This window comes from Pseudoalteromonas sp. T1lg24, assembly GCF_002964745.1.
GTDB classification, from domain to species: domain Bacteria; phylum Pseudomonadota; class Gammaproteobacteria; order Enterobacterales; family Alteromonadaceae; genus Pseudoalteromonas; species Pseudoalteromonas spongiae.
The window spans coordinates 1,202,012-1,226,171 of record NZ_PQCB01000033.1; the positions used below are offsets into that span (position 1 = coordinate 1,202,012).

The following is a 24,160-nucleotide window of genomic DNA, read 5'->3' on the forward strand; positions in this document are numbered from 1 at the left end:
TATCGCTGGTCTATTTGGAAACTAATACCTTCATCCATAATCATTAGAGGGTTATCCCCAGAAAAGGTGTGTAAAGCTGTTTAAAAGTACTATTTTATCATTTAAATCATGGTGCTAGGTGAGCTAATACTTTTGTTATAAATAACTAAAAGTTACCCCTTTGTAGCAAATCGGTATATATTATTTGCGCCGCTTTAGGCTAGCGTAAACGTAAAGCGGCGCACACAGTCTATTTTAACGAAAGACTTCTGCCAACGCGTGTTTCACTGCGCGCACGAATATAATGAGCATCGTTTACATCTTTGATGTGGTTAATTGCATGCCAAGTGCCTTGTTTATCTTGCACCTCAATTGCAAAGCCAGGGTAAGGTGTAAATGCCTCTAGCTTGCCGTTATTAAACGCTGCTGCAACGGTTGGTACGCGATAAAACACTCCTTGCTGTTCTAACTTTGCAATTTCTTTTAAGCCAACCAACGCGGCGAAGCGCTGCCAATCAGTATCTCTCTCGGCTTGTTTTTGTGTTGTAAACACACCGCTTTGCTTATCATAGATACGCCCTTTTTCAGCGTAGCTAAGTTGCCAGTCGGCTTTGTGCCAAGCGCGTTCAGCCAGCGCTAATAAGCGCGGATAAAGCATGTATTCAGCTTGGTTATCTGAACGTAACATTTCGCTCCATAAATGGCCTTGCAAGCCTTTAAATTTAATACCTTGGTTTAGACGCGCTTGGTTATCATCAGCGCGATATGCGAGATGTTCCTTGGTTTTCCAAATTTCTGCGTGAGTAGGTAAGTTTTCGGGCATAAAACCAAACACTTTATAACCGTCAATGGCACGTGCCGCCCAATGATTGCCGCGCTCTTCAGGGTGGCTTTGGTAAGGGAAATCAAAGTAGGTAACTTCGGGGGTCGAGAGTACCATATCCCAGCCTAAATTAGCTTGCTGGTGTACTTCTTTGTAGCCGTCCTCGGTGATCATCGACCAGCCGTTCGACTGTACTTTTGATGGCATATTTTGTGGATTAGTATCACCTAAACCATCATTCCAAGCCGCTACTTTAATCCCTTTGCTGGCAACTAATTGCGATACTTTTTCAATAAAGTAGCCGTTAAATGAGCTTAGCTCAGGAGTGCTGGCTTTAAGGGCGTTACATGCCGGGCTGTTAAGCCACGCACCAGCCGTTTCGTCCGCACCAATGTGATAAGTGGTAAGCTCTACACCAACTTCATGGTGCATCGCGATAAGTTCATCAATCACTTTTTCAATAAAAGTATAAGTGCTTGGCAAACATACATTGAGAGTGTTGTCGTTATAATGCTGAATTGATGAGTATTGGGTGGTGTCATTTGCTTCACTTAACCAGTACTGCTCGGCTTTTTGTTGCTCGCCCGCTTGCATGTATTTTTTGTAACGCGCATCCATGGCTTTTACGGCAGCGCGTGAGTGCCCTGGCATATCCAGCGATGGAATGACTTCAATATGGTTAAGCGCGGCAAATTTTAAAATCTCTTGGTAGTCTGCTTTACTATAAAAGCCGTTAACTGGACTCGATTTGTCGATACCTGCGCCTAATTGTGGCAATAAACATTCGCTTTCAGTTAAGTCAAAACAGCGAAATGCGCCGATCTCGGTAAGCTCTGGCAAGTCGTTAATGGCTAAGCGCCAACCTTCATCGTCGGCCAAATGGAGGTGCAATTTATTGAGTTTGTAGGCCGCCATTTGTGACAAGGTATCTAAGATAAACTGTTTGCTACGGAAATTTCGCGCCACATCAATATGCAAACCTCTAAATTCAAAATGCGGTTCATCAATAATAGTAAGGCTTGGTACGCTTAAATTATCAAGGCTGACTAAGCCCGCAATCGACATTAGTGCGTAAAATGCACCGGTGTTGCTGCTCGCTGTGATGGTAATAGCATTGGGCGCTAGGGTTAACTGATAGGCCTCATTGGCGAGTGTATTATCAATGTTAAGTTGTGTTGGAATGCCTGTTTTGGAATGGCCAATACCGAACAGTTCAAGGCGCGTTAACGCCGCAGACAGCGCGTTATTGTTGGCAAGCTCAGGTGACAGGTTTAGCCCTTTGCTGAGCTTTACAAGATTATCGGCTGAATTAATGTTAAGGCGACTTGGTTTCGGGATTAAACTCACTGGTGCGGTGTTAAGGCTCGGTTTTAACTGCGTTTGATAGAGATATTGTGGCGACATCCACGGCGTTTGGTCTTGTTTGCTTACGCGTAACTGCGCAAGTGAAGTAAATGGCGCAAGGTAGGGCTGGCGCTCAAGGCCGGTGTCAGGATCAATACTCGTATGGGTGCTTTTAATGGTGCGTGCAGTTATCTTATCGCTCGCAGTTCTATCGCTAATAATGTAGTTTGGCATAAATTCGGAACGGGTAATTTGCGAATCTTTGCTATAAAAACGGATCACCTCAGGGGTATTTTTAGTAAAACCTTTAAAGTGTTTTTTTGCGGAAATTTTGTGAACGTCGCCGTTGATATGGCTAATATCAAAGTGCGTTGATTCCACAGCATAAATCGGCATTAGTTGGCTAAAAAATATGGCAAAGTTGGTGTCTTTAAGGTCACTTGGGTTGGTCAGTGTTAACTCAGATAAGTAACACTTTTTTTCATCGCCTGGGCAACTTTTAGGGCTGGCACTAATTAAGCGATAGTTAACATCAAGCTCGTTGGCAAGCGTATCAATGGTGTGTTGATTGGCATTGACAAGCTTCGGTGTTACTAAACATAAAACAGAAAGGGCTAATAACTTATTCACCTGTTGCTACCTCGTCTAAAAAAAGCTGATAAGCGCCAAACAGCGCAGTATTTGTATCTTGGGTGTAATGAATTTGCAGTGCGTTGTAAACGCTTTGCGGCAGTTGCTTAAGTAATGTTTGCTGTAACGCATCAATAAACAGTGGGGCACTTTTGGCGATTGCACCGCCAAACACCACTTTTTCAGGGTTAAACGCTTGCACTACTTGCACTAGTGCGTGGCCTAAATGCTTACCTAGTTCGGCAAACACCGCCAGAGCGCGGTTATCACCTGCTTGTGCTTGCTGATAAGTAGCAGCGCCATCTAAACCTTGTTTTTTAAAGAACTGGCTGGAACAATAGTCTTCGATAATGCCGTCTAAATAGGGGAAACTACCAAACTCGCCAGCGGCAGATTGTTTGCCGGTATAAAGGCGGCCATTCAAGATTAAGCCCGCGCCAAGGCCTGTGCCTAAGGTGACGCCAACTAAATTTTCATAACTTTGATAGGCTTTGTTTTTATAAATGCCATAGGTAAAACAATTGGCATCGTTATGCACTAAAACAGGTCGAGCAAAGCGCGCTTCAAGTAGCGTTTTAAGTGCCACATTTTGCCAGTGTTTAATATTGAGCACCTCAATAACAAAGCCGCTATCACTCTCGACTAAGCCTGGCACACCAATGCAAATGCCACGGCATGCCTTGGTTACAAAGGGGGTTAAATTATTAAATAAAAACGCGTTAAAGTCGTCTTTACTTAAGCTCGCATCAATTGGCACGGTATGCGATTTCATAATCTCGCCATTTGCAATGTTTGCGATGGCAAGTTTAGTGCCGCCTAAGTCAACACAGGTAATAAACGGGGTATTGCAATTAGTCATTACTGCTCTCTTAATCTACTGCGATACGTTTTTTATTAAATTGAATGGTGTGATTTTTAATTAGCGGTTTAGCCCAAATGCTAACGCTGAAAATAAAGCCCAGTGGAATAAACAACACTAGCAGTGCAACACGTAAATTGCCTGAAAGCTCTGCGATAAAGCCAATAATTGGCGATGCCAACGCACCACCAATAATGCCAGTACATAAAATACCAGACACCGCACTGTGCCCGTTTGCAACCGAATTTAACGCAAGTGAAAACAGTACAGACCACATAATTGATAAAAAGAAGCCTGCTGCTGGAAACGCCACCAGCGCAACTTGCTTGCTGCCAAAAATAGCGCAAGCAAGTGACGCTGCAGCACCCAGAGAAAACAGTTTTAGTACTAATTTAGCGTCGAGTACTTTTAACAGCACTAACCCTAATACACAGCCAATGGTTAAAAATAACCAAAACTGACTGACCACTTCAGTGCCTTGGGTGTTGGGATCAAGCCCGTGGTAGGTCTCTAAAAAGACCGAAATTGAATTTGCAATGCCTTGCTCTAAGCCGACATAACAGGCAATTGCAATAAAAAACAGTAATACGGTTTTGTCTTTAAAAAGTGCCAACGAATCGGCAAGGTTGGTGTTTTGTTGTTGCTGAGGCTCGCGCGCGATTGGGGTAATAAAAGTAACGGCTAACATCACTAAGCTAATAACCGCAAATAGTGCATACATAATTAGCCACGCTTTATTTGGTTCAGTGAAGGTCGCCAGCAGTTGTCCAGTTGGTGTACCATTTTCAATGTGGCTAACCAAAGTGCTGTACACTAATGGTGATAATGCCGCTGCTGCACCAAATAATAATTGAGCCGATACAGAATAAGCGGCAAAGTTTTGCTCACCACCGGCGCGTCGAAGCAGCGGATTAATCGCTACTTGGAGTAGTGCCATCGCACTGCCAATGGTAAACAGCGCAAACATTGCCATAGCAAAATTAGGCAGTAATACGAATAATATGGCGCCGAGTGCTGCCAGCGCAAACGCTAGTAAAATAACAAATTTTTCCCCTTTTTTTTGTGCGATTAGTCCCGCTGGGATTGACATTAAGCCGTATGCGGCAAAAAAGGCAAAGGGGAAAAATCCAGCTAACATCAGACCAATTTGATAGCTTTCAATCAGTGCGGGAAAAATAGGGCCGAGTAGGTTTGAAACAAACGAAATCACAAAAAAGGTGATTAAGACTAAGAGCACGACGGGATAGGCTTTCATGATTATTTCCTGTTTATTATTGGTTTTATTCGTTTATTAGTATTTTTCGTTCGCCAAGAGCGTATAGGTGAGGCTGCGACAAAAATTAATTTTTGACGGGCAGACAAAAACAAGGGGATTGCCACAGCCTCGCGCTTACATGTCCTGTGAGGTGATTTCTTAGGGGGAAATACCGAGTAGACTGTAAACGTTATCTAGTGTGCCAAGATAAAGAATTAGATAGCGGTATTTTTCTATTTATTAATAATACTTTTCAATCAAGCTAACAGCAGTTTTCGATCATTTCAGGCGTGATTTTGACTTTTGACGGAGCGTTAATTGAGAGCGCCAATCACCGCTAAAATGTCGTGAGTTTAGGGAGTTTTTTAATGTAAATATCGAAGCAAATTACTCTAAACAAAACAGGAGCTGAAGCCGGTATTACAGCATTTAGGCTATTTTAAACCACTTTAATAAGTAACCCGTTAATTTTATAGGTACATACTTGTTCGACTTTTAGCGAATAGTCTGAAATACAACTTAACGATAAAATTGAAAAGTATCGTTACTTGATAGAATAGTATCTTTTGTTATGCGCGATTCTGTTGAAATGGTTTGTAGTAATTGAATTAAGTTAGTTATTAAATTATGCGTGCATTTTGTGAAAAAGTGATAACGCCTACCGATGCGTCATGGCGGTATCATAAATACCTGATGCCATATCTGCCGTTCAGTTGGCACTACCATCCTGAATACGAAATTTGCCTAACATTAAACAGTAAAGGTATGCGCCATATTGGCGATCATATTGAGGAATACGGTGAGCTAGATTTGGTTTTTGTCGGGCCTAATTTACCGCACACATGGCAATCTGAAGCAAACCAAGATGGCTCAGAGCAAATCGTGTATGTAGCGCAAATTCCCGTAAAATGGCTCGATAAGTTAGCGCGTGACCATAAAGAATTGCAAGGCTTATTGCCAATGTTAGCGCGTTCGCTAAAAGGCATTAAGTATTCAAAAGAATGTGCAATTGAAGCAAAAGCGTTATTTGAAGCTATGGATAATGCGGGGGCAACTCAGCGTTTGTTTTTATTACTCGATTTGCTAGATAAAATGCAGCACGACGTCGAACAAGTTACTTTATCAACCCCAATGTTCGCATTTGGTAAGCAGATGGAACAAGATAACGGCAAACTTAACCAAGTGATTGAGTTTATATACCAACACTACACAGATAATTTATACGCCGATCAACTTGCTGAATTGGCGCATATGTCAACCAACCACTTTCATCGCTATTTTAAACAGCGCACCGAATGCACGCTCACTGAGTTTATTAATCGTTTACGCATTGGTAAAGCGTGTAAGTTACTCGTAAGTAGCTCGTCGCCGATTTCGGTGATCAGCGACCAATGCGGTTTTAATAACGTGTCTAACTTTAATCGTCGTTTTCTGGCGTTTAAAGGATGTACGCCGCGTAAGTTTCGTCAACAACTCATTAACCACAACTTAATTAATTGAGATTGTTAGTTTTTGCAACAGCCCATGCATTTGAAAGATAAAAGGGCACGTGCGTGCCCTTTGGTTTGTTAACTTAGTGGAATAGGCTGAAATACAGCCCATCGTTACTAAAAACCAGGGGAGGTGTGTAAATACAGGCACAGTTAAACCACTTCACCGAAATCACGAATTGTTAGCACATAAGGTGTTTAGCAATATAACTGCGCTAACTGAATTGGCTTTATTTTAGACAAAAACACTGTATCAGATTGATATTTATTCTAAGTGAATTGATAATTATTCTCAATGATGTTTATTGATCTGTAACAAATAAACTTCATCTAACGAGAAACTATTTATCGCTAACTAACAAAGCGTTATATTAAACAAAATTGTTTTTAAGACATTTCAATGATTGAATTTTGTAGTTATAAATTAGTGCCAGCTAGCTTTAATCCTTGGCGAGAAGAATTTTTAACCGTCGCAACGCATATTATGCAACGCCTTGATGATCCTCGTTTTACCTTTTTACATTTTGGCTCGTCATCATTTTATGTTGCCGGCAAGGGCATCATCGATATTTCTATTTTATATCAACCAGGTGAATTGGGATCTGCAGTCGAATACATCAAGCAGTTTGGTTTTGTTGATCAACACAGTAATAAGCCTTTTCCAGCAACACGCCCGCGTAAAGACATAGGCGTTAAATATAATGGTGAAGTGTTTAATGTGCATTTACATGTTATTGAATACAATAGCGAAGAGCATTTAAAACAAGTCGCTTACAAACACCATATGCTCGAAAATCCAGAAGATAGAGCTGCCTATGAAGCAAAAAAGAAAGCGGTACTAGCTGAAGGTAATACCGTTCAAGATGACTATGGAAAAGCAAAATCGCCGTTTGTGAAAGACGTATTGGCACGTTTAGCGTAAATCAGTCAGCTTATATTTAACTGTTTGAAATCTTAATAGGGTGTTTCAGATAAAAAATGCCGGCAATGTAGCCTTGCCGGCATTAAGATCACTTTAATGGGAAACCAAAGTGAAAGCGTTAAACCGATAAGCGTATTTTTATTTATAAAAATAAAATCTGCGCTTATTAGTGGTCATGTTCGTGCTCTTCTTCTTCAAACGCGCCTAACCAAGTTAGGTTGCCAATGCCATCTTCAAAGGTTGTAATTTCAGCGACTGTTTGCTGCTCAATATCAATTTGATACACGGTATTGCCGTACGCTAGGTAAACGTGATTATTTGCTTTATTCGCAATAAGCTTAGCGCTTTTTTCTGCATCTAGTTCCGTAATCGCGGCGAAACGTGCGACACTTTGCCACTGCGATTCTTGGTTATACACATTAATATAGCCAGCTTCGTCTAATACGACGATTGATTCTTCATCACCGCTAACACCGTATGCTAAGTAGCTAGTAATGCCTTCAGCTTGCCATTGGAATGGGCTAATTTCATCAGTAGTTAAATCAACAGCAAATACGCCACCGCGTGATAAGCCGATAATCGTGTTGTTTTCTTTGCTACCAATAAATTTACCAATGCGCACTCCTGCTGGTAATTCTTCTGGGTTAGCGATTTTGCTAGATGTAAATAACTCGCCTTCTTGTTTTACTTTTACAACACCATCACTACACGCAAACGCGATATAGTTCTCAGTTTGGAAACTACCGTGAAGATCAGGGCAGGCGTGTTCAAATGTTTGTTCTTGGTGGAAGTGATCGTTATGTACTTCAAATAAACCAATTGTTTCAGGTAACGATGTTTCACTGTTTACATCACGAATAGTCGCAAGTACGAAGCCGTCACGAATTTGCCCTGTACCGTGTTGATAGGTTTCATAATGGTGTTCAGCAACAATGCGGCTTTCAGTAATACTCTCGTCAGAAATAATTGCAAACCCGGCATCTGCAGACGCGTCTTTATCACCGTCAAAAAATACCAGTGCTTGCTCACCAACAGGGACATAGTGCGTTGGTTTTACATCGAGTAATTCAAATGAATTAGCTGATGGTGCATCTTCATGTAGATCATGATGATCGCCGTGTTCTTCTAAATAAATACCGCCATCAATAAATTCAACTAGGTTATCGTTACGCTGAATCGCTACTGCATAGCGACCATTCGGGCTGGCAAAAAGCGCAGATACAGTGTTAGTAACAGAAAATGTATCAATGATTTGATTGCTGGTTAAATCATAAATACTAACTTGATTTGAATCGGGAGAGTTAATCGCTAAGCGACCCGCAGGTAATTCAAGCTCTGGATGAGGCTCAGAAGGCTGATCTACAACCGGCGTATTGTCAATTACGGTGTGCTTGTCTGAACCGCAGGCGCTCAGTAGGGAAACCAAAATAGCACTTGCAAGCGCTTTACGTATCATCTTTTTATCCTTGTAATGTTATATAGTAACATTTGCATTATGTTATACTATAACAATTAATTGCAAGTGTTATTTGGCAGCAGATCTGAATAAGGAATATTACAACTGTCTAAATTTAATAGTAGAAGGGTATTTAAATAGTTATAGGGCGTAGTGATTACAGAGTTTAAGGCGACTTTTCTTATCACATTTTATTGCAGACAAAATTAAAGCTGATAACAGTAATAATAATTGATAGCAATGCTTCGTTACCCAAAACTGAATCTGTTTACCTCTTAACATAGCGAGATTGTAAATAATTTAAGGTACAAGAGAACGTAAACTAAACGATGTGCTTATGAAAAAAGCGGGAATAACAGAGGGTGTTTCAGCCTTAAAATAGCCTAGGTTTTCCTTTTAACTCGGTAATAAGTAATAGAGGTTGCTCCCTTTGAACAACAAGTACAGTTAAAAGATTAAAAAAAGGCGCTCATTTGAGCGCCAAACACGGAATCGTAAAAAGCGAAACTAGGCTTCGTTGCGCTTGTATAAAGCAATTATTGCCAGCGCAACAAAGGCTAAAATAAAGCAGTAGTAAGAGCTAGTTGCAACATCCCAAGGCGTAATGTGGAAAGTTGCGCCAAGTAATAGTGCTTGTGCACCGTATGGCAAACTGCCTTGCATTACACAGGCGAAAATATCGAGCAAACTTGCCGAGCGTTTAGCCGGAATATTACCGTCTTCAGCAAGCTTTTTCGCAATTGGGCCTGCGACTATAATTGACACAGTGTTGTTTGCAATACATAAATTAGAAGTAAGTACTAACGCAGCAATACCAAACTGGTCGGCTACTTTACGATTCCATTTAGCAATAACAGCAGTGCCTTTTTGAATTTTGTGAGCGATATAATCAAGGCCACCATTTACACGAATAAACTCAGACAGGCCGCCAATAAACATCGACAACAAGAAAATTTCTTGCATGCCTTTAAAGCCTTCGTAAATGTCTTTAACAAATTGACCACCTTGGTAGTCACCGGTAAAGCCCATTAAACCAGCAAACACAATGCCACTAAACAACACGACAAAGACATTCAAGCCAGCTACTGCAAGCACCAAAATAAATGCATAAGGTAATACTAATAATAAGTCGTAGTCTTTAACATCAATGATTTCAGGTTCAGGCGTTAAAAATGCTAACAGTAGTACGGTTAACGCAGCGGCGGGTAACGCAATTTTTAAATTCTCGCGGAATTTATCTTTCATTTCACAGCCTTGCGTGCGCGTAGCGGCAATCGTGGTATCTGAAATAATTGATAAGTTGTCGCCAAACATGCACCTGACACCACCGTACCGGCAACAAGCGCAGGATCAAGTCCTGTTTTGACTGAGAGTGCATAGGCAATTGGACCAATGGCGCCTATGGTACCCATTGATGTACCCATTGCCGTTGATACCACTGCTGAGATTAAAAATAAGCCTGGCAATAAAAACGCAGGAGGTACTAAATCAAGGCCTGCGTTTACCACAGCATCAACACCACCAGTCGCGCCTGCAACTGTTGAAAACGCACCAGCAAGCAGATAAATCAAACACATAGTGATGATATTGTTGTGGCCCGCACCCTTTATAAAGGTGTCTACCGATTCGTTAATGGTTTTTTTATTGAGTAAAAATGCCAGTAAAATTGCAGGTAAAATCGCTACAGGCGCTGGCAATTGATAAAACGCATAATCAACGCCTTGCGACTGCAAATATAAACCCGCCCCTAAAAATAGGCCGACAAATGTAAGTAACGGCAGCAACGAGAGTTTTGCTGCGGTTTTGTTAATGTGCGTATCCATAAAAACCTCAAACGGAAACTTTGTAAGTTATTGCTAACAACAGGCAATAACTGAAATTTCTTCTTCTTATTCAGTTCTATTAGTTCCATGTTTTGCGCGTGAGCGCAAGTTTTAAGCGATATTGGCAAACAAATAGAGTGAATAAAAATGGATGTGCGAATGTATAGATGTCTAGATGTTTTGTCAAATTGAACTTGTTATAATTGGCAAAGGAATAAAATTAACCGCTAAAAAATGCTAAGGTCGGCTTTCTTTAAAGGGTAATATCAAACAAACTTTATCCGAAATTGTGAAAGCGTCAGGTTTAACGCATTTAACCGAACAAAAGTAGAGAAAATTATGACAAACATCGCAGTGTTTGGGGCGAATGGCCGAATGGGCCGCGCACTTTGTGAAGCAAGCATCAACAATGAGTCAACAGAATTAGTATGTGCCGCAGTGCGCGCTAACAATGAATTACTTGGACAAGCCGTTAAGCATTTTATTAACCAAGGCGACAGCACAGTTACCTTTAGTGATGAAACGAGTGTAAACGCTGACACTGACGTCATTATTGATTTCACATTACCAATAGGCATGAAAAAACACTTGGCCTACGCGGTGGAGCATAACATTCCAATGGTGATTGGTACGACCGGTTTAACCGCGGATGATATGGCGGAGCTTGAAACTGCTGCAAAATCAATCCCAATTGTTTTTTCTCGCAATTATTCAGTAGGAATCAATTTACTTGAGAACCTGGTTAAAACTGCAGCAAAAACCTTGGCAGACGATATTGATATCGAAATCTTCGAACTGCACCACAAACACAAAATTGATGCGCCGTCTGGCACGGCATTGATGATTGGTGAAGCCATTGCTGAGGCAAAAGGCTGGCAACACGATGAAGTCGCGGTTTTTGACCGTTCAAAAGATGAGCAGGCGAAAAGTCAAAAAGAAATTGGCTATTCTGTGATGCGTGGCGGCGATATAGTTGGTGAACATACGGCTTATTTTGCGGCTGACGGCGAAAGACTCGAACTTACTCACAAAGCAAGCTCTCGAATGACCTTTGCTAAAGGCGCTGTAAGGGCTGCGGCTTGGTTACATAATAAACCAGTTGGACTTTATACTATGCAAGATGTGCTTGGTTTTAGGTAGATAACTGAATTTTTTGGCAGGTTAAAGTAAATTTTCTGTTAAACACGTTATTTTTAATTTTTTCTGATTTTTTATTAGACCTTTTTTCAGATTTCATCTAAAATACTTGGAATTTGCCAAAATTTTATAATCTAGCGCTTTCTCTAGGGCGTTAGGTCGATTGAACGGGTTGAATTTTACGCAAATTTTGCCCGTTTTTTACTGTTAGGAGGTCAACTTGTCTAAATCCGCTCTGTTAGTCCTTGAAGACGGCACGGTATTTCGCGGTACTGCCATTGGTGCTGAGGGTATCTCAGTTGGTGAAGTAGTTTTTAATACTTCAATGACTGGATATCAAGAAATTTTAACTGATCCATCTTACGCTGAACAAATTGTTACTTTAACTTACCCGCATATCGGTAACACAGGTACCAACAGCGAAGATGAAGAAGCTTCAAAAATTTGGGCTAAAGGCCTAGTTATTCGCGACCTTCCGCTGCTTGCAAGCAACTTCCGTAATGAGCAATCGTTAGATGAGTATCTTAAATCACGCAACATCCTAGGTATTGCTGATATTGATACGCGTAAGCTAACTCGTATTTTACGTGACAAAGGCGCACAAAACGGCTGTATCATCGCAGGTGATGTTGATGAAGCAAAAGCACTTGAAGCGGCAAAAGCATTCCCAGGCCTTAAAGGTATGGACCTTGCTAAAGTAGTGTGTACAAAAGAACAGTACACTTGGAACGAAACAAGTTGGACGTTAGGCGAAGGGTTTAAAACTCTGAGCGATGAAGATGCAAAATTCCACGTTGTGGCATACGACTTCGGTGTAAAACGTAACATTTTACGTATGTTAGTTGACCGCGGTTGTAAGTTAACTGTTGTACCAGCACAAACCCCAGCTGCTGATGTACTTGCACTTAACCCAGATGGCATCTTCTTATCAAATGGCCCTGGTGACCCAGCGCCGTGTACTTATGCAATTGAAGCAATTAAAACTTTCCTTGAAACAGACACGCCAATCTTTGGTATTTGTTTAGGTCATCAGTTACTGGCGTTAGCGTCAGGTGCTCAGACAGTAAAAATGAAATTTGGTCACCACGGTGGTAACCACCCGGTTAAAGACCTAGACCGCGATGTGGTAATGATCACTGCGCAAAACCACGGTTTCGCAGCGGACCAAGACACACTTCCTGAAAATTTACGTGCAACGCACGTTTCATTATTCGACGGCACATTACAAGGTATTCACCGCACTGATAAGCCAGCGTTTAGCTTCCAAGGTCACCCTGAAGCAAGCCCAGGTCCTCACGATGCAGCACCGTTATTTGACCATTTCATCGACTTAATGCAAGAACGTAAATAATTAGGACTGAGACTAAAATGCCAAAACGTAATGACATAAAAAGTATTTTAATTTTAGGTGCAGGTCCGATTGTTATCGGTCAGGCATGTGAATTCGATTATTCAGGCGCACAGGCGTGTAAAGCACTAAGAGAAGAAGGTTACCGCGTAATCTTAGTAAACTCTAACCCTGCTACTATTATGACTGACCCAGAAATGGCTGATGCAACTTACATCGAGCCAATTCACTGGGAAGTGGTTGAGCGCATCATCGAAAAAGAAAAGCCAGATGCAGTACTACCTACTATGGGTGGTCAAACTGCGCTTAACTGTGCACTTGATTTAGATAAGCATGGCGTACTTGCAAAGCACGGCGTTGAGTTAATCGGTGCAACTGCTGATGCAATCGACAAAGCAGAAAACCGTGAGCGTTTTGATGCGGCAATGAAGGCGATTGGCCTTGAGTGTCCTCGCGCAGAAATCGCACACTCAATGGATGAAGCACGTGACACGCTAACGCGTATCGGCTTCCCATGTATTATTCGTCCTTCTTTCACCATGGGTGGTACCGGTGGTGGTGTTGCTTATAACATGGAAGAGTTCGAAGAGATCTGTACGCGTGGTCTTGACCTTTCACCTACAAGCGAACTTCTTATTGATGAAAGCTTACTAGGTTGGAAAGAGTACGAGATGGAAGTTGTTCGTGACAAAAACGACAACTGTATCATCGTATGTTCTATCGAGAACTTCGACCCTATGGGTGTTCACACAGGTGATTCAATCACAGTAGCGCCAGCACAAACACTAACAGACAAAGAATACCAGCTAATGCGTAACGCATCGATGGCGGTTCTTCGTGAAATCGGTGTTGAAACAGGTGGTTCAAACGTACAGTTTGGTGTAAACCCAGCTGATGGCCGTATGGTTATCATCGAAATGAACCCACGTGTATCACGTTCATCTGCACTTGCATCAAAAGCAACAGGTTTCCCAATTGCAAAAATCGCTGCAAAATTAGCAGTAGGTTACACGTTAGATGAGCTTCAAAACGACATCACGGGTGGCGCAACACCTGCATCGTTCGAGCCGTCAATTGATTACGTTGTAACTAAGATCCCGCGTTTTAACTTCGAAAAATTCGCAGGTTCTAACGATCGTCTAACGACTCAGATGAAGTCTGTTGGTGAAGTAATGGCAATTGGCCGTAACCAACAAGAATCATTACACAAAGCACTTCGCGGCTTAGAAGTTGGTGCAACGGGTTTCAACCCAATCGTTGCGCTTGACGACCCGAACGCGAAAGAGAAAATCGTACGTGAATTACGTGAGCCAGGTGCAGAGCGTATTTGGTATGTTGCTGATGCAATGCGTCACGGCATGAGCGTTGAAGACGTATTCGAACTGACTAAGATTGACCGTTGGTACTTAGTACAAATCGAAGACATCATCAAAGACGAAGCAAAAATCGTTGAAGGCGGCATGGCTGGTCTTAGCAAAGACTTCCTACGTCGCTTAAAGCGCAAAGGTTTTGCGGATGCGCGCATCGCGGAACTATTAGGCGTGAGCGAAGCTGAAGTACGTAAAAAGCGTCACACGCTTGAAGTATTACCAGTTTACAAGCGCGTAGATACCTGTGCGGCAGAATTCAGCTCAGACACAGCTTACATGTATTCATCGTACGATGAAGAGTGTGAAGCGAACCCGTCTGACAAAGACAAAATTATGGTTATCGGCGGTGGCCCTAACCGTATCGGTCAAGGTATTGAATTCGATTACTGTTGTGTACACGCAGCCCTTGCAATGCGTGAGGACGGTTATGAAACGATTATGGTTAACTGTAACCCTGAGACAGTTTCTACCGACTACGACACATCAGATCGTTTATTCTTCGAGCCAATCACGCTAGAAGACGTATTAGAAATCGTACGTGTTGAAAAGCCAAAAGGCGTAATCGTGCAGTACGGTGGTCAAACACCACTTAAGCTAGCGCGTGAACTTGAAGCGAATGGCGTGCCAATCATTGGTACTTCGCCAGATGCAATCGACCGTGCAGAAGACCGTGAGCGCTTCCAACAAATGGTTGAGCGTTTAGACCTACTTCAGCCTGAAAACGCAACAGTTACTTCACTAGAAGAAGCGGTAGCTAAATCTGCTGAAATCGGCTTCCCACTAGTTGTACGTCCTTCATATGTACTGGGTGGTCGTGCGATGGAAATTGTATACGACGAAGACGATTTACGTCGTTACATGACAGAAGCGGTACAAGCTTCAAACGAAGCGCCAGTACTACTTGACCGCTTCCTAGATGACGCAATCGAAATCGACGTAGATGCTATCTGTGACGGTGAGCAAGTGATCATCGGTGGTATCATGGAACACATCGAACAAGCAGGTGTTCACTCAGGTGACTCAGCGTGTTCACTACCAGCATACTCACTAAGCCCTGAAATCCAAGACCGCATGCGTGACCAAGTAACTCGCATGGCATTAGAGCTTGGCGTTGTTGGCTTAATGAATACTCAGTTTGCTGTTAAAGATGGCGAAGTATACTTAATTGAAGTAAACCCACGTGCTGCACGTACTGTTCCTTTTGTGTCAAAAGCAACAGGTGTTGCACTTGCTAAAGTAGCTGCACGTTGTATGGCGGGTCAGTCTCTTGCAAGCCAAGGCGTAACGAAAGAAATCATTCCTCCATACTACAGCGTAAAAGAAGTAGTACTTCCGTTCGCTAAATTCCCTGGCGTTGACCCAATGCGTGGTCCTGAAATGCGTTCAACAGGTGAAGTTATGGGTGTGGGTGACACATTCGCTGACGCATTTGCTAAAGCACAGCTTGGTGCAGGTAACGTAATGCCACGTGGTGGTCGTGCGTTACTATCTGTTCGTAACAGCGATAAAAAGCGTATTGTTGAATTAGCACGTACCATGCGTGATTTAGGCTTTGAGCTTGACGCAACTGGCGGCACAGCAAAAGCACTTGAAGAAGCAGGCATTGAAGCGCGTCGTGTAAACAAAGTTTACGAAGGTCGTCCTCATATTCTTGACCGTATCAAGAATGGTGAGTACAGCTACATTGTAAACACCACTGAAGGTCGTCAAGCGATTGAAGATTCTAAAGTACTTCGTCGTGGTGCTCTGCAAGGTAAAGTAAACTACACAACAACGCTTAATGCCGCATTTGCTAACTGTAAAGCACATGCTGCTGATGACCGTTCAACGGTATCGTCGGTACAAGAGCTACACAAGCGTGTAAATTAATTGCCCCGTCTATATTTTTTGATATAGACTAAGACAATTAATGTAGAAATGATAAAAAGCCCGGTTAATCCGGGCTTTTATTGTGAAAGAGTTCTAGGAAGAATAATGCAACAAACACCAATGACAGTACGTGGTGAACAATTACTGCGTGACGAGTTAAATGAATTAAAAACGGTACGCCGTCCTAAAATTGTCGCTGATATTGCAGAAGCGCGTGAACACGGTGACCTAAAAGAAAATGCTGAATACCACGCAGCGCGTGAAGAGCAAGGTTTTTGTGAAGGCCGTATTCAAGAGATTGAAGCAAAACTATCAACGGTTCAAATTATTGACGTTACTAAAATGCAAAATAACGGCAAAGTGATTTTCGGTGCAACCGTTACTATCGTCAACGTTGATACTGACGAAGAAACGACTTATCGCATCGTTGGTGATGATGAAGCAGACATTAAAAATAATCTGATTTCATTTAACTCACCAATTGCCCGTGGATTAATCGGTAAAGAAATCGATGATGCAGTAACAATCAAAACCCCAAATGGTGCGGTTGAGTACGAAATCACAGAAGTAGAATACATCTAACTTTTAAAAGCTCGGTTATTACCGAGCTTTTTTGTTTTAGCGTTATGAAAATACATTTCCTGTTTTGCTTGCTACTTTTAACGCCATTTATGGCTGTTAAAGCCCAGTACACGCCCCAGTTTGATAATGAATGCACCCGTGCGTTTAACGATGCGGATTATATAAACGCGCGCTACAAATGTGCCGAATTAGCAGAAGATGATAACGCAGAAGCAAATTTTATCTTGGCAAGCTTGTACGCTAAAGGACAAGGAGTCGTTAAAAACAAACAAAAAGCACTCGAATACTTAACCCTTGCCGATGAACAAGGTCACGCCGAGGCAACGTTTAATCTTGCCCTTACGTTTGAACTTGGAAAAGTTGTTGGCGTTGATGTTGAAAAGCGTAAGCGCTTGGCGTTTGATTATTATTTGAAAGCAGCGCGTAATGGCTCGATTAATGCGCAGCGTAAATTGGCGAGTCGCTATAGCAATGAGACGAGTGTTGTTTATCAACCGGAGAAAGCAGCCCAGTGGTTAACTGCGGCTGTTGAACAGGGTGATAATAAAGCCAAATTAGAATTAGGCGCGCTTTATTTGAAAGGCGAGGGCGTTTCTAAAGATCAAGCACGGGGCTTAGCACTTATCAAAGGATCTGCTGATGCAGGATATGATAAAGCGCAATTTATTTATGCCACACTGGTTTTTAAAACTGAGCCACAAAAAAGTATTGGTTATTACCAAAGTGCCGCCAAACAAGGCAATGGTTTTGCAGCGCATAACTTGGCGTCGTTACACTTTAATGGTGAATACCTAGCGCAAGATAAAAACAAAGCCCATGAATACGCGCTAATAGCCCTTAAGCAAGGTGTGCCTCAAGCGGAAATGTTCCTTATTAACGAGCACAGCAATCAATCTGCCGCAGCACATCAAACCAGCACTCGTTCGCACGATGCATTAACCTTTGAGCCACCACAACCAAGTCAAAATTTAAGTGGGTTTGTTTTACAGTTTGGTAAATATGCAGAACGTGAAAATGCGTTAAGAGTGGCGCAACAGCTTGATTGTAAGGTTGTTGAAATGGCAGGTTTTTATTACGCCATTAACTTTGATTTTGAGACATATGCCGCGGCTAAAAAACGTGCTCAGCAGTTAGTGCAAACGTATAATATTGCGATGCCTTATATTCGTGTTGCAAGTGACTTTAATTTTGCAGCAAAACGCTAGTTAAACAACGCGCCTATATACCGTTTATTGTATCAACGCTCAAAGGAATTAATATGAGCCAACGAGATAACTTTCTTTATCTAACCATCGCCTTAACTTTGCTACTGTTTGGTACAGCCCTGTGTCACCAATTTTTCAGCAGTAAAATGCAACATATGATGCAATCGTGCACTATGTTTACCTTGGTGATTTCGGTGTGGGGCGTAGATTCAAGCAATCAGTTGTTTAAATATAAGATGTTGTTTCCGTTTGTGATTATCGCATTTTCTTGGCTGACTTTGTTTATTGATAATGTGATGGGCGATAATGTCACATTGGGCTTAATGCTTGTTTTCTTTACATTTACCGCAATTAAAACGGCAAAGCAGGTACTGTTTTCAGGTGTTGTAGACGGCAACAAAATCCTTGGCGCAATCTGCCTCTATTTTATGATGGGTATTATTTGGGCGATTATTTATAGCCTTATCCATATTAACTTTATGCCAGCTTTTAATAACGTACCTTCGACCATCAAGTGGTTCGCGTTATTTCCAGAGTTTATTTATTTCTCCTTTGTTACGTTAACCACGCTGGGTTTTGGTGATATTGCCCCTAATATTCCAATTTCTAGGGTGTTTGTGTATTTTGAAGCAGTGGTAGGGCAGTTATACCTTACAATATTAGTTGCCAGTTTAGTTGGTTCACGACTAAATATAATGCACCAAAATCATCTTTCGATGACAAAAAAACACGATAATGACGCTTAGTGTGCGTCGCTTACGCCCTGACATTGTATTACTTTGAGTGAACCTGCTTTTTCAGCGGCTAATTCGGGGTGTAACTCTATTAGCTTTTGGTAAATTTCCGGTAAGGTCAGCTTAATGCGGTACATTTCGTCTAGGTGGCGCGCTTTTAGTTTTGCACCGTTGTTAATAAGCGCATCGACAACACTAATCCATTGATCTGATGCACGGTTTTCTTTTAAAAAATGTAACATTTTCAGTAGCGGATCCGGATGGTGCTCGCTGTGTTGCTGCACATAACCACGATTTATTAATTCGACGGTTAGGCTTGGATTGATAAACATCAGGTTATACACCACACTTTCACCGCGTTGATTTGGCTTATCGATATTACCCATGCGATCAAGCATACGCAGTGCATCTTCGCTGTTAAGGCGCTGAATTACGGCAACGGCATTGGCATCTTTCGGATAAAGCCCTTGCGTGACTAGCGCATCAATGATTGCGACACGTTGACTATGCATAGGCCTTGAATAAATTAATAAATACGCAAGTTCACGTTCGAACTCAGGCTTTTTAGCAAGGTATTCATGGATCAAAGTAAGATCTGCTCGTTTTACCTGCTCTGCATTATTTAGATTACTAAGGTCGATACCCGCCGCTAAAAACTGAGCTGATAATTCAGAAAATAACGCCAACATGCCAATTTCTTTAGCTTGTTCTGACAGCAAACGATCGCAACTCGGGTGGTCATAATCAAGGGTCGATGCATCTACATACGTAACATTTATTTGGCTGTCGATTTCGGCCACATCGTAAAGCTGACAAACATTTTGTTCACTGAGACTCAGTTTTTCTTTTTCGATAATATTTGCGATACGGGTTTTTAATTCATCACTTTCAACAACTGGTTTTGCGCTAACCGTTGCACCTTTGATTATCTCGGCGAACTGCTTGTTGATACCGCCAATGCGCGCTAGCACAATAGACTTTGTTTCTTCACTGTCTAATTGCTCAATCAGCAATAAACGAGATAGCACTTTATTGGCAACATCGGGCGTTAATCCGCTTAGTAAATAAGATAGTTGGTGTGACGTAATCAATTTGTTTGGAACAGGGTTAAGTGAGTAATAACTATCGTAAAGTAACAGCAATTGATCAAAATCGGGCTTGGGGTTATCAATATTGATTGCTTGTAAAAATGCTTGTTGCAGTATATCGGCTGCGATATCAGGGTAACGCTCTGCTTGTTCGCGATAGCTTTCTATAAAGTCGTTTTTAATCGCGTGTTGACGCCATTTTAAAAAGTGTAAACGGTGTTTATTTTTCGCATAATCATTAAAAGTTAATTCATTGAGGTATTGTTGGCTTTTACTCTGATTACTTTCGTTAAACGATGAGACCAGTTTTAAGTCGCGCTCAAAACGCTGTGCGGCGTCTTTTGATACTGTCGTTTCAAGTGCATGAATTATGGTTTGTGGGTTTTGCCCTTGTAGTTTCCAAGCTACAGCAAGCGTACTTAAATAACCTTTTTTGTCACGCTCAAATTTGGCAATGTAGCGTGTTTGGTCCTTGCAATAACTATTTTTAGCTGAATCTTCCGCTATCACGATTTTTGTGTGTGTCTGTGCTTTTTCGGGGGCGGCTTTTACCTGTTCCAGTATTATTTCATCGGTAATCTGTGTGTTAGGTAAAGCGTGATCAATTTCTGGTGTAGGCAGTGAATAAAAGTTGGCAAACCATATAAGTACGCCAAGTAGCACAATAATTAAGGTTATTACGCTGTACTTTTTTACCACATTCTCTTCCATAAATCGTTAATTTGCAGTCTGACGGGTGCTGTGTTTCTAAGTACAAATATTATTATCACCTAGATGACAGCACCTTTACCGACAGTATAAGGAATATTTTTATTATTTAAACTTTTATACCAATTCACTTAAGTAGCTAATCATCCTAGCGGGCTAAATATCATGCTAACTACGTTAGAATTTATCAATGTAGAACAACTACATAAGAAAAATTCCGCCTTGTTACCATTTCATTTATCCAGCGCTATACCTGATCACATACTTAAGTGAATTGGTATTATGAGCTGTTGAATGATCAAAATACGTTTAACAAAATTAGTATTTAGTAAATAAAAAGCCCACAACAGGTGTGGGCTTTGGTTGGTTAGACAAGTAATCAGATTTTTACAGTAGCGTCGTCATCAATGTCTGATTGAGAAATTTCCTTTTTCTCTTTGTCTCGTCTAAAAAGACCTTTTATATCTTCAAGTGCAACGTATTGGCATGGGATCAGAACTAGAGTGATGACCGTTGCGAATAGTACACCAAATGCGAGTGATACTGCCATTGGCACCACAAGTTGTGCCTGTAAGCTGGTTTCACTCAAAATTGGAATAAGACCAATAAATGTGGTTGCTGAAGTCAGTAAGATAGCGCGGAAGCGTTTACAACCAGCGTCAACCACCGCATCTTTAATGGCAACACCTTGCTTACGAGCATTGTTAACAAAGTCCACCATAACCAGCGAGTCATTTACTACCACACCTGCTGCGGCAATAATACCGAACATCGACAGGGCACTCATGGTCATGCCAAGGACCATATGGCCGAACATTGCGCCAATGATACCAAATGGAATAACCGACATAATTAACAGCGGCTGCGAGTAAGAGCGCAGTGGAATTGCCAGCAAGCTGTAAATCACCATTAATGAGATAATGAAGTTCTTAATTTGCTCCATCATTGAGTCCATTTCCTCTTGCACGCGACCTGTTAAATTGGTGCTAATGCCTGGGAATTTCTCAAGTAATGTTGGGATGTACTCTTCACGAATATCGTCTGCGACTTTAAACGGTTCAACTTGCTCTGCATCAATGCTGGCCCATACATTAATTGTACGGCGCGCATTTTCACGGCGAATGCGGCTTACACCTTCAACCAATTTTACTTCAGCGACTTCTGATAGCAGTACCTCAGCACCTTGTGGCGTGATAATGCGTACATCGTGAATACGGCTGATTGCATTACGTTCTTGCTCTGGGTAGCGGATCATTACGCGTACTTCTTCACCGTCACGTAAAATACGTTGTGCTTCTAAGCCGTAAAAACTAAAGCTTACTTGAGACGCAACATCCGCTAAGGTTAAACCTAAGCTGTAGGCAACAGGTTTCAGTTCAAACTGCACTTCATCGGTCGCTGTTTGCATTGAATCATTTACATCACCCACACCTTTAATGGTATTTAGATGTGTTTTTAACTCTGCGGCAGCTAAACGCAGCTCTTCCATATCTTTGCCTTCAAGGCGGAAACTAATATCGCCGTCGTCACGTTGGTTACCACCAATGCTGTCGCGAATATTTAGGTTTTTAACCGCGGCAAAGTCAGGCATCTTACTACGCCAGCGATCGGCAAGTTCAAAGGTATCCATCGGACGCAGTTCTGGGTCAACTAGTTTTGCCATAATTTCAGCATTGGTACGGCCTTCTAAGCGCACTGAGATTGCTTCAATCATTTTTTGACCGTGCTCTTGTTCAATCAGCTTGTCTTCGTTCAAAATCAATTGCTCAATTTTTAACGCCGTATCAAGCGTTGTGCGTTCGGCAGTTGCTTGTTCCATCTCAATGTTGATATTAGCGAAATCGTGCGGCACTTTAGGATTGGCAACAAATTTAACAAAGCCACCTGCAAATAGGCCTCCACTAATAATCATTAAGCCAACGAAAGCGAAAATAACCGGGTAGCGGAACTCAATAAATTTAACAATCATTGGGCGGTAGCTGTTATCAATAAAGCGTTTTAAACCACCATCTAACCCTTCACGCATACGGTGTAGTGGGTTTTTAGGGTTATGTGGCTTTAATTTCATTTTTGCTAAGTGGGCAGGCAAAATCAGCTTTGATTCAATCAGTGAAAAGATTAAGCATAAAATGATCACACCACCAATGGATTTTGACACCGCAGCTTCTGGGCCGCTATCTAGCATCATTGGTAAGAATGCCGCAATGGTGGTGAGTACACCAAAGGTTGCAGGCACTGCCACACGTTTTACGCCACGAATGACGTTATCGGTTGAGTGGCCGTGTTTTTCAATTTCACTGTGCGCTGATTCCCCGATGACAATGGCGTCATCCACCACGATGCCGAGTACCAGAATAAAGGCAAATAGCGACATAATATTAATGGTGATATCAAGGCCGCCTAGTGGCATAAGTAACAATGCACCTAAGAACGACACAGGTAATCCCATCATTACCCAAAACGCCAGTTTAATGCGAAGGAATAATGCTAAGCTCAGGATAACCAACAAGCCACCCCATGCCATATTTTCAATCATCATGTTTAAACGACCTTCAAGGTAATAGGTCATATCAACAAATGATTCTAACGTTACACCTTCAGGTAGCTCTTTTGCTTTCTTTTCTAAGTAAGTGTTAATTGTTGCAGCAACTTTAGTGATGTCTTGATCTTCTGACGCACCGATAAAGAAGGTACGTGAGTTGTCGCCATTAAATTTAGAAAATTGAATGCCTTCTTGAAAGCCATCGTTAACTGTTGCAACGTCACCAAGTAAGATCTGGCTGCCATCGGCTAAGCTAACAAGCGGGAGTTTTTCAAACTCTTTGCCACGATAAGCTTGATTTTCAACACGCATTGAAATGTAGCCGTTTTCAGCACGAATTTGACCAGCCGACATATTAGCTGACGATGCACGCACAGCATTGGCAACATCTCTAAACGTTAGGCCGTATTCACGCAGTTTATCAGGACTAATTTCTATGCCAATTTCATAGTTTAAGCCACTATAGTACTCGGCAATATTAATGCCGGGCAATGCTAATAATTCATCATGAATTTTGTAGCCTAAATCTTTTAATTCGCGTTGCGAAAGCGGGCCATGTAGTGATAAAAACATCACTTCTTGACGGTACTTTTCTTTTGCAACAATAGGGCGTTCCATACCATCTGGGAAGGTTGAGATGGAGTCGATTTGCATCTTAACTTCATCAAGTACTTCTTTGGCATCGTAACTTTCGTCAATTCGGATCCACGATTGCGAGAAGCCGCGATTAGAGTAGGTGATAAGGCGTTCTATGCCTTGCATTCCCTCTAATGCTTCTTCAATTTTCATGGTTATGCCTTCTTCTACCTCTTGGGCGGCAGCGCCAGGGTAGGCAACTTGAACTGACATCCAGTTAATTTCAAATTGCGGGAACATTTGTTTGCGAATGGTCATAGCGGTAAATAAACCACCGACCAAAATAATGATCATTAGCAGGTTTGCAGCAACAGGGTTGCGAGTAAACCATGCAATGATACCTTTATTTGTATCAATCAT

Annotated in this window: 14 protein-coding genes and 1 pseudogene; 8 read left to right on the forward strand and 7 right to left on the reverse strand. The window is 41.8% G+C overall.

The annotated features are described in order from the left end of the window. Positions 1 to 229: 229 nt before the first annotated feature. Genes C2M30_RS17645 through C2M30_RS17655 form a run of 3 tightly spaced genes read right to left on the reverse strand, consistent with a single transcriptional unit; the run spans position 230 to position 4,890 of the window. The gene (locus C2M30_RS17645) at positions 230 to 2,776 is read right to left on the reverse strand and encodes a family 20 glycosylhydrolase (RefSeq protein ID WP_105172673.1); all 2,547 of its coding nucleotides are present in this window, start codon (positions 2,774 to 2,776) and stop codon (positions 230 to 232) included. Then, on the reverse strand, positions 2,769 to 3,635 hold the full coding sequence (locus C2M30_RS17650; RefSeq protein WP_105172674.1) for an ROK family protein: 867 nt from the start codon (positions 3,633 to 3,635) through the stop codon (positions 2,769 to 2,771). Before C2M30_RS17650 ends, C2M30_RS17645 begins: the two co-directional genes overlap by 8 nt. Positions 3,636 to 3,645: 10 nt before the next feature. Then, positions 3,646 to 4,890 carry an MFS transporter gene (locus C2M30_RS17655; protein WP_199775907.1) on the reverse strand — a complete coding sequence of 415 codons (1,245 nt, stop codon included), beginning with the start codon at positions 4,888 to 4,890 and terminating at the stop codon, positions 3,646 to 3,648. Between the two features lie 627 nt (positions 4,891 to 5,517). Here C2M30_RS17655 and C2M30_RS17660 point away from each other — a divergent pair. Together C2M30_RS17660 and C2M30_RS17665 are read left to right on the forward strand one after the other, a co-directional pair. Beyond that, on the forward strand, positions 5,518 to 6,390 hold the full coding sequence (locus C2M30_RS17660; RefSeq protein ID WP_105172676.1) for an AraC family transcriptional regulator: 873 nt from the start codon (positions 5,518 to 5,520) through the stop codon (positions 6,388 to 6,390). A gap of 390 nt (positions 6,391 to 6,780) precedes the next feature. Continuing rightward, a complete protein-coding gene (locus C2M30_RS17665; RefSeq protein ID WP_199775908.1) occupies positions 6,781 to 7,302 on the forward strand; it encodes a GrpB family protein in 522 nt (173 codons plus the stop codon). A 166-nt stretch (positions 7,303 to 7,468) separates the two neighbouring features. On the opposite strand, the gene C2M30_RS17670 is transcribed toward C2M30_RS17665, so the two are convergent. Together C2M30_RS17670 and C2M30_RS17675 are read right to left on the reverse strand one after the other, a co-directional pair. Then, the gene (locus C2M30_RS17670) at positions 7,469 to 8,758 is read right to left on the reverse strand and encodes a hypothetical protein (RefSeq protein ID WP_105172678.1); all 1,290 of its coding nucleotides are present in this window, start codon (positions 8,756 to 8,758) and stop codon (positions 7,469 to 7,471) included. Positions 8,759 to 9,265: 507 nt separating this feature from the next. Beyond that, positions 9,266 to 10,581 (reverse strand): annotated as a pseudogene (locus C2M30_RS17675) (Na+/H+ antiporter NhaC family protein). A gap of 339 nt (positions 10,582 to 10,920) precedes the next feature. On the opposite strand from C2M30_RS17675, the gene dapB reads away from it, so the two are divergent. The 6 genes from dapB to C2M30_RS17705 all read left to right on the forward strand — a co-directional run bounded on the left by dapB (position 10,921) and on the right by C2M30_RS17705 (position 18,838). Next, complete coding sequence (gene dapB, locus C2M30_RS17680; protein WP_105172679.1) at positions 10,921 to 11,721, forward strand: 4-hydroxy-tetrahydrodipicolinate reductase; 801 nt, start codon at positions 10,921 to 10,923, stop codon at positions 11,719 to 11,721. 217 nt (positions 11,722 to 11,938) lie between these two features. Next, on the forward strand, positions 11,939 to 13,069 hold the full coding sequence (gene carA, locus C2M30_RS17685) for a glutamine-hydrolyzing carbamoyl-phosphate synthase small subunit (protein WP_105172680.1): 1,131 nt from the start codon (positions 11,939 to 11,941) through the stop codon (positions 13,067 to 13,069). Between the two features lie 17 nt (positions 13,070 to 13,086). Beyond that, on the forward strand, positions 13,087 to 16,305 hold the full coding sequence (carB, locus tag C2M30_RS17690) for a carbamoyl-phosphate synthase large subunit (RefSeq protein ID WP_105172681.1): 3,219 nt from the start codon (positions 13,087 to 13,089) through the stop codon (positions 16,303 to 16,305). Positions 16,306 to 16,410: 105 nt separating this feature from the next. Then, positions 16,411 to 16,887, forward strand: a complete 477-nt coding sequence (greA, locus tag C2M30_RS17695; protein ID WP_010558849.1) for a transcription elongation factor GreA — start codon at positions 16,411 to 16,413, stop codon at positions 16,885 to 16,887. An 89-nt stretch (positions 16,888 to 16,976) separates the two neighbouring features. Beyond that, the gene (locus C2M30_RS17700) at positions 16,977 to 18,092 is read left to right on the forward strand and encodes a tetratricopeptide repeat protein (protein ID WP_158683543.1); all 1,116 of its coding nucleotides are present in this window, start codon (positions 16,977 to 16,979) and stop codon (positions 18,090 to 18,092) included. A gap of 53 nt (positions 18,093 to 18,145) precedes the next feature. Next, positions 18,146 to 18,838, forward strand: a complete 693-nt coding sequence (locus C2M30_RS17705) for a potassium channel family protein (protein WP_105172683.1) — start codon at positions 18,146 to 18,148, stop codon at positions 18,836 to 18,838. Here the strand turns inward: C2M30_RS17705 and C2M30_RS17710 are convergent. Further along, entirely contained in the window at positions 18,835 to 20,625 is a 1,791-nt protein-coding gene (locus C2M30_RS17710) for a hypothetical protein (protein ID WP_105172684.1), read from the reverse strand. The genes C2M30_RS17705 and C2M30_RS17710 overlap by 4 nt on opposite strands. 376 nt (positions 20,626 to 21,001) lie before the next feature. Beyond that, the gene (locus tag C2M30_RS17715) at positions 21,002 to 24,160 is read right to left on the reverse strand and encodes an efflux RND transporter permease subunit (protein ID WP_105172685.1); all 3,159 of its coding nucleotides are present in this window, start codon (positions 24,158 to 24,160) and stop codon (positions 21,002 to 21,004) included.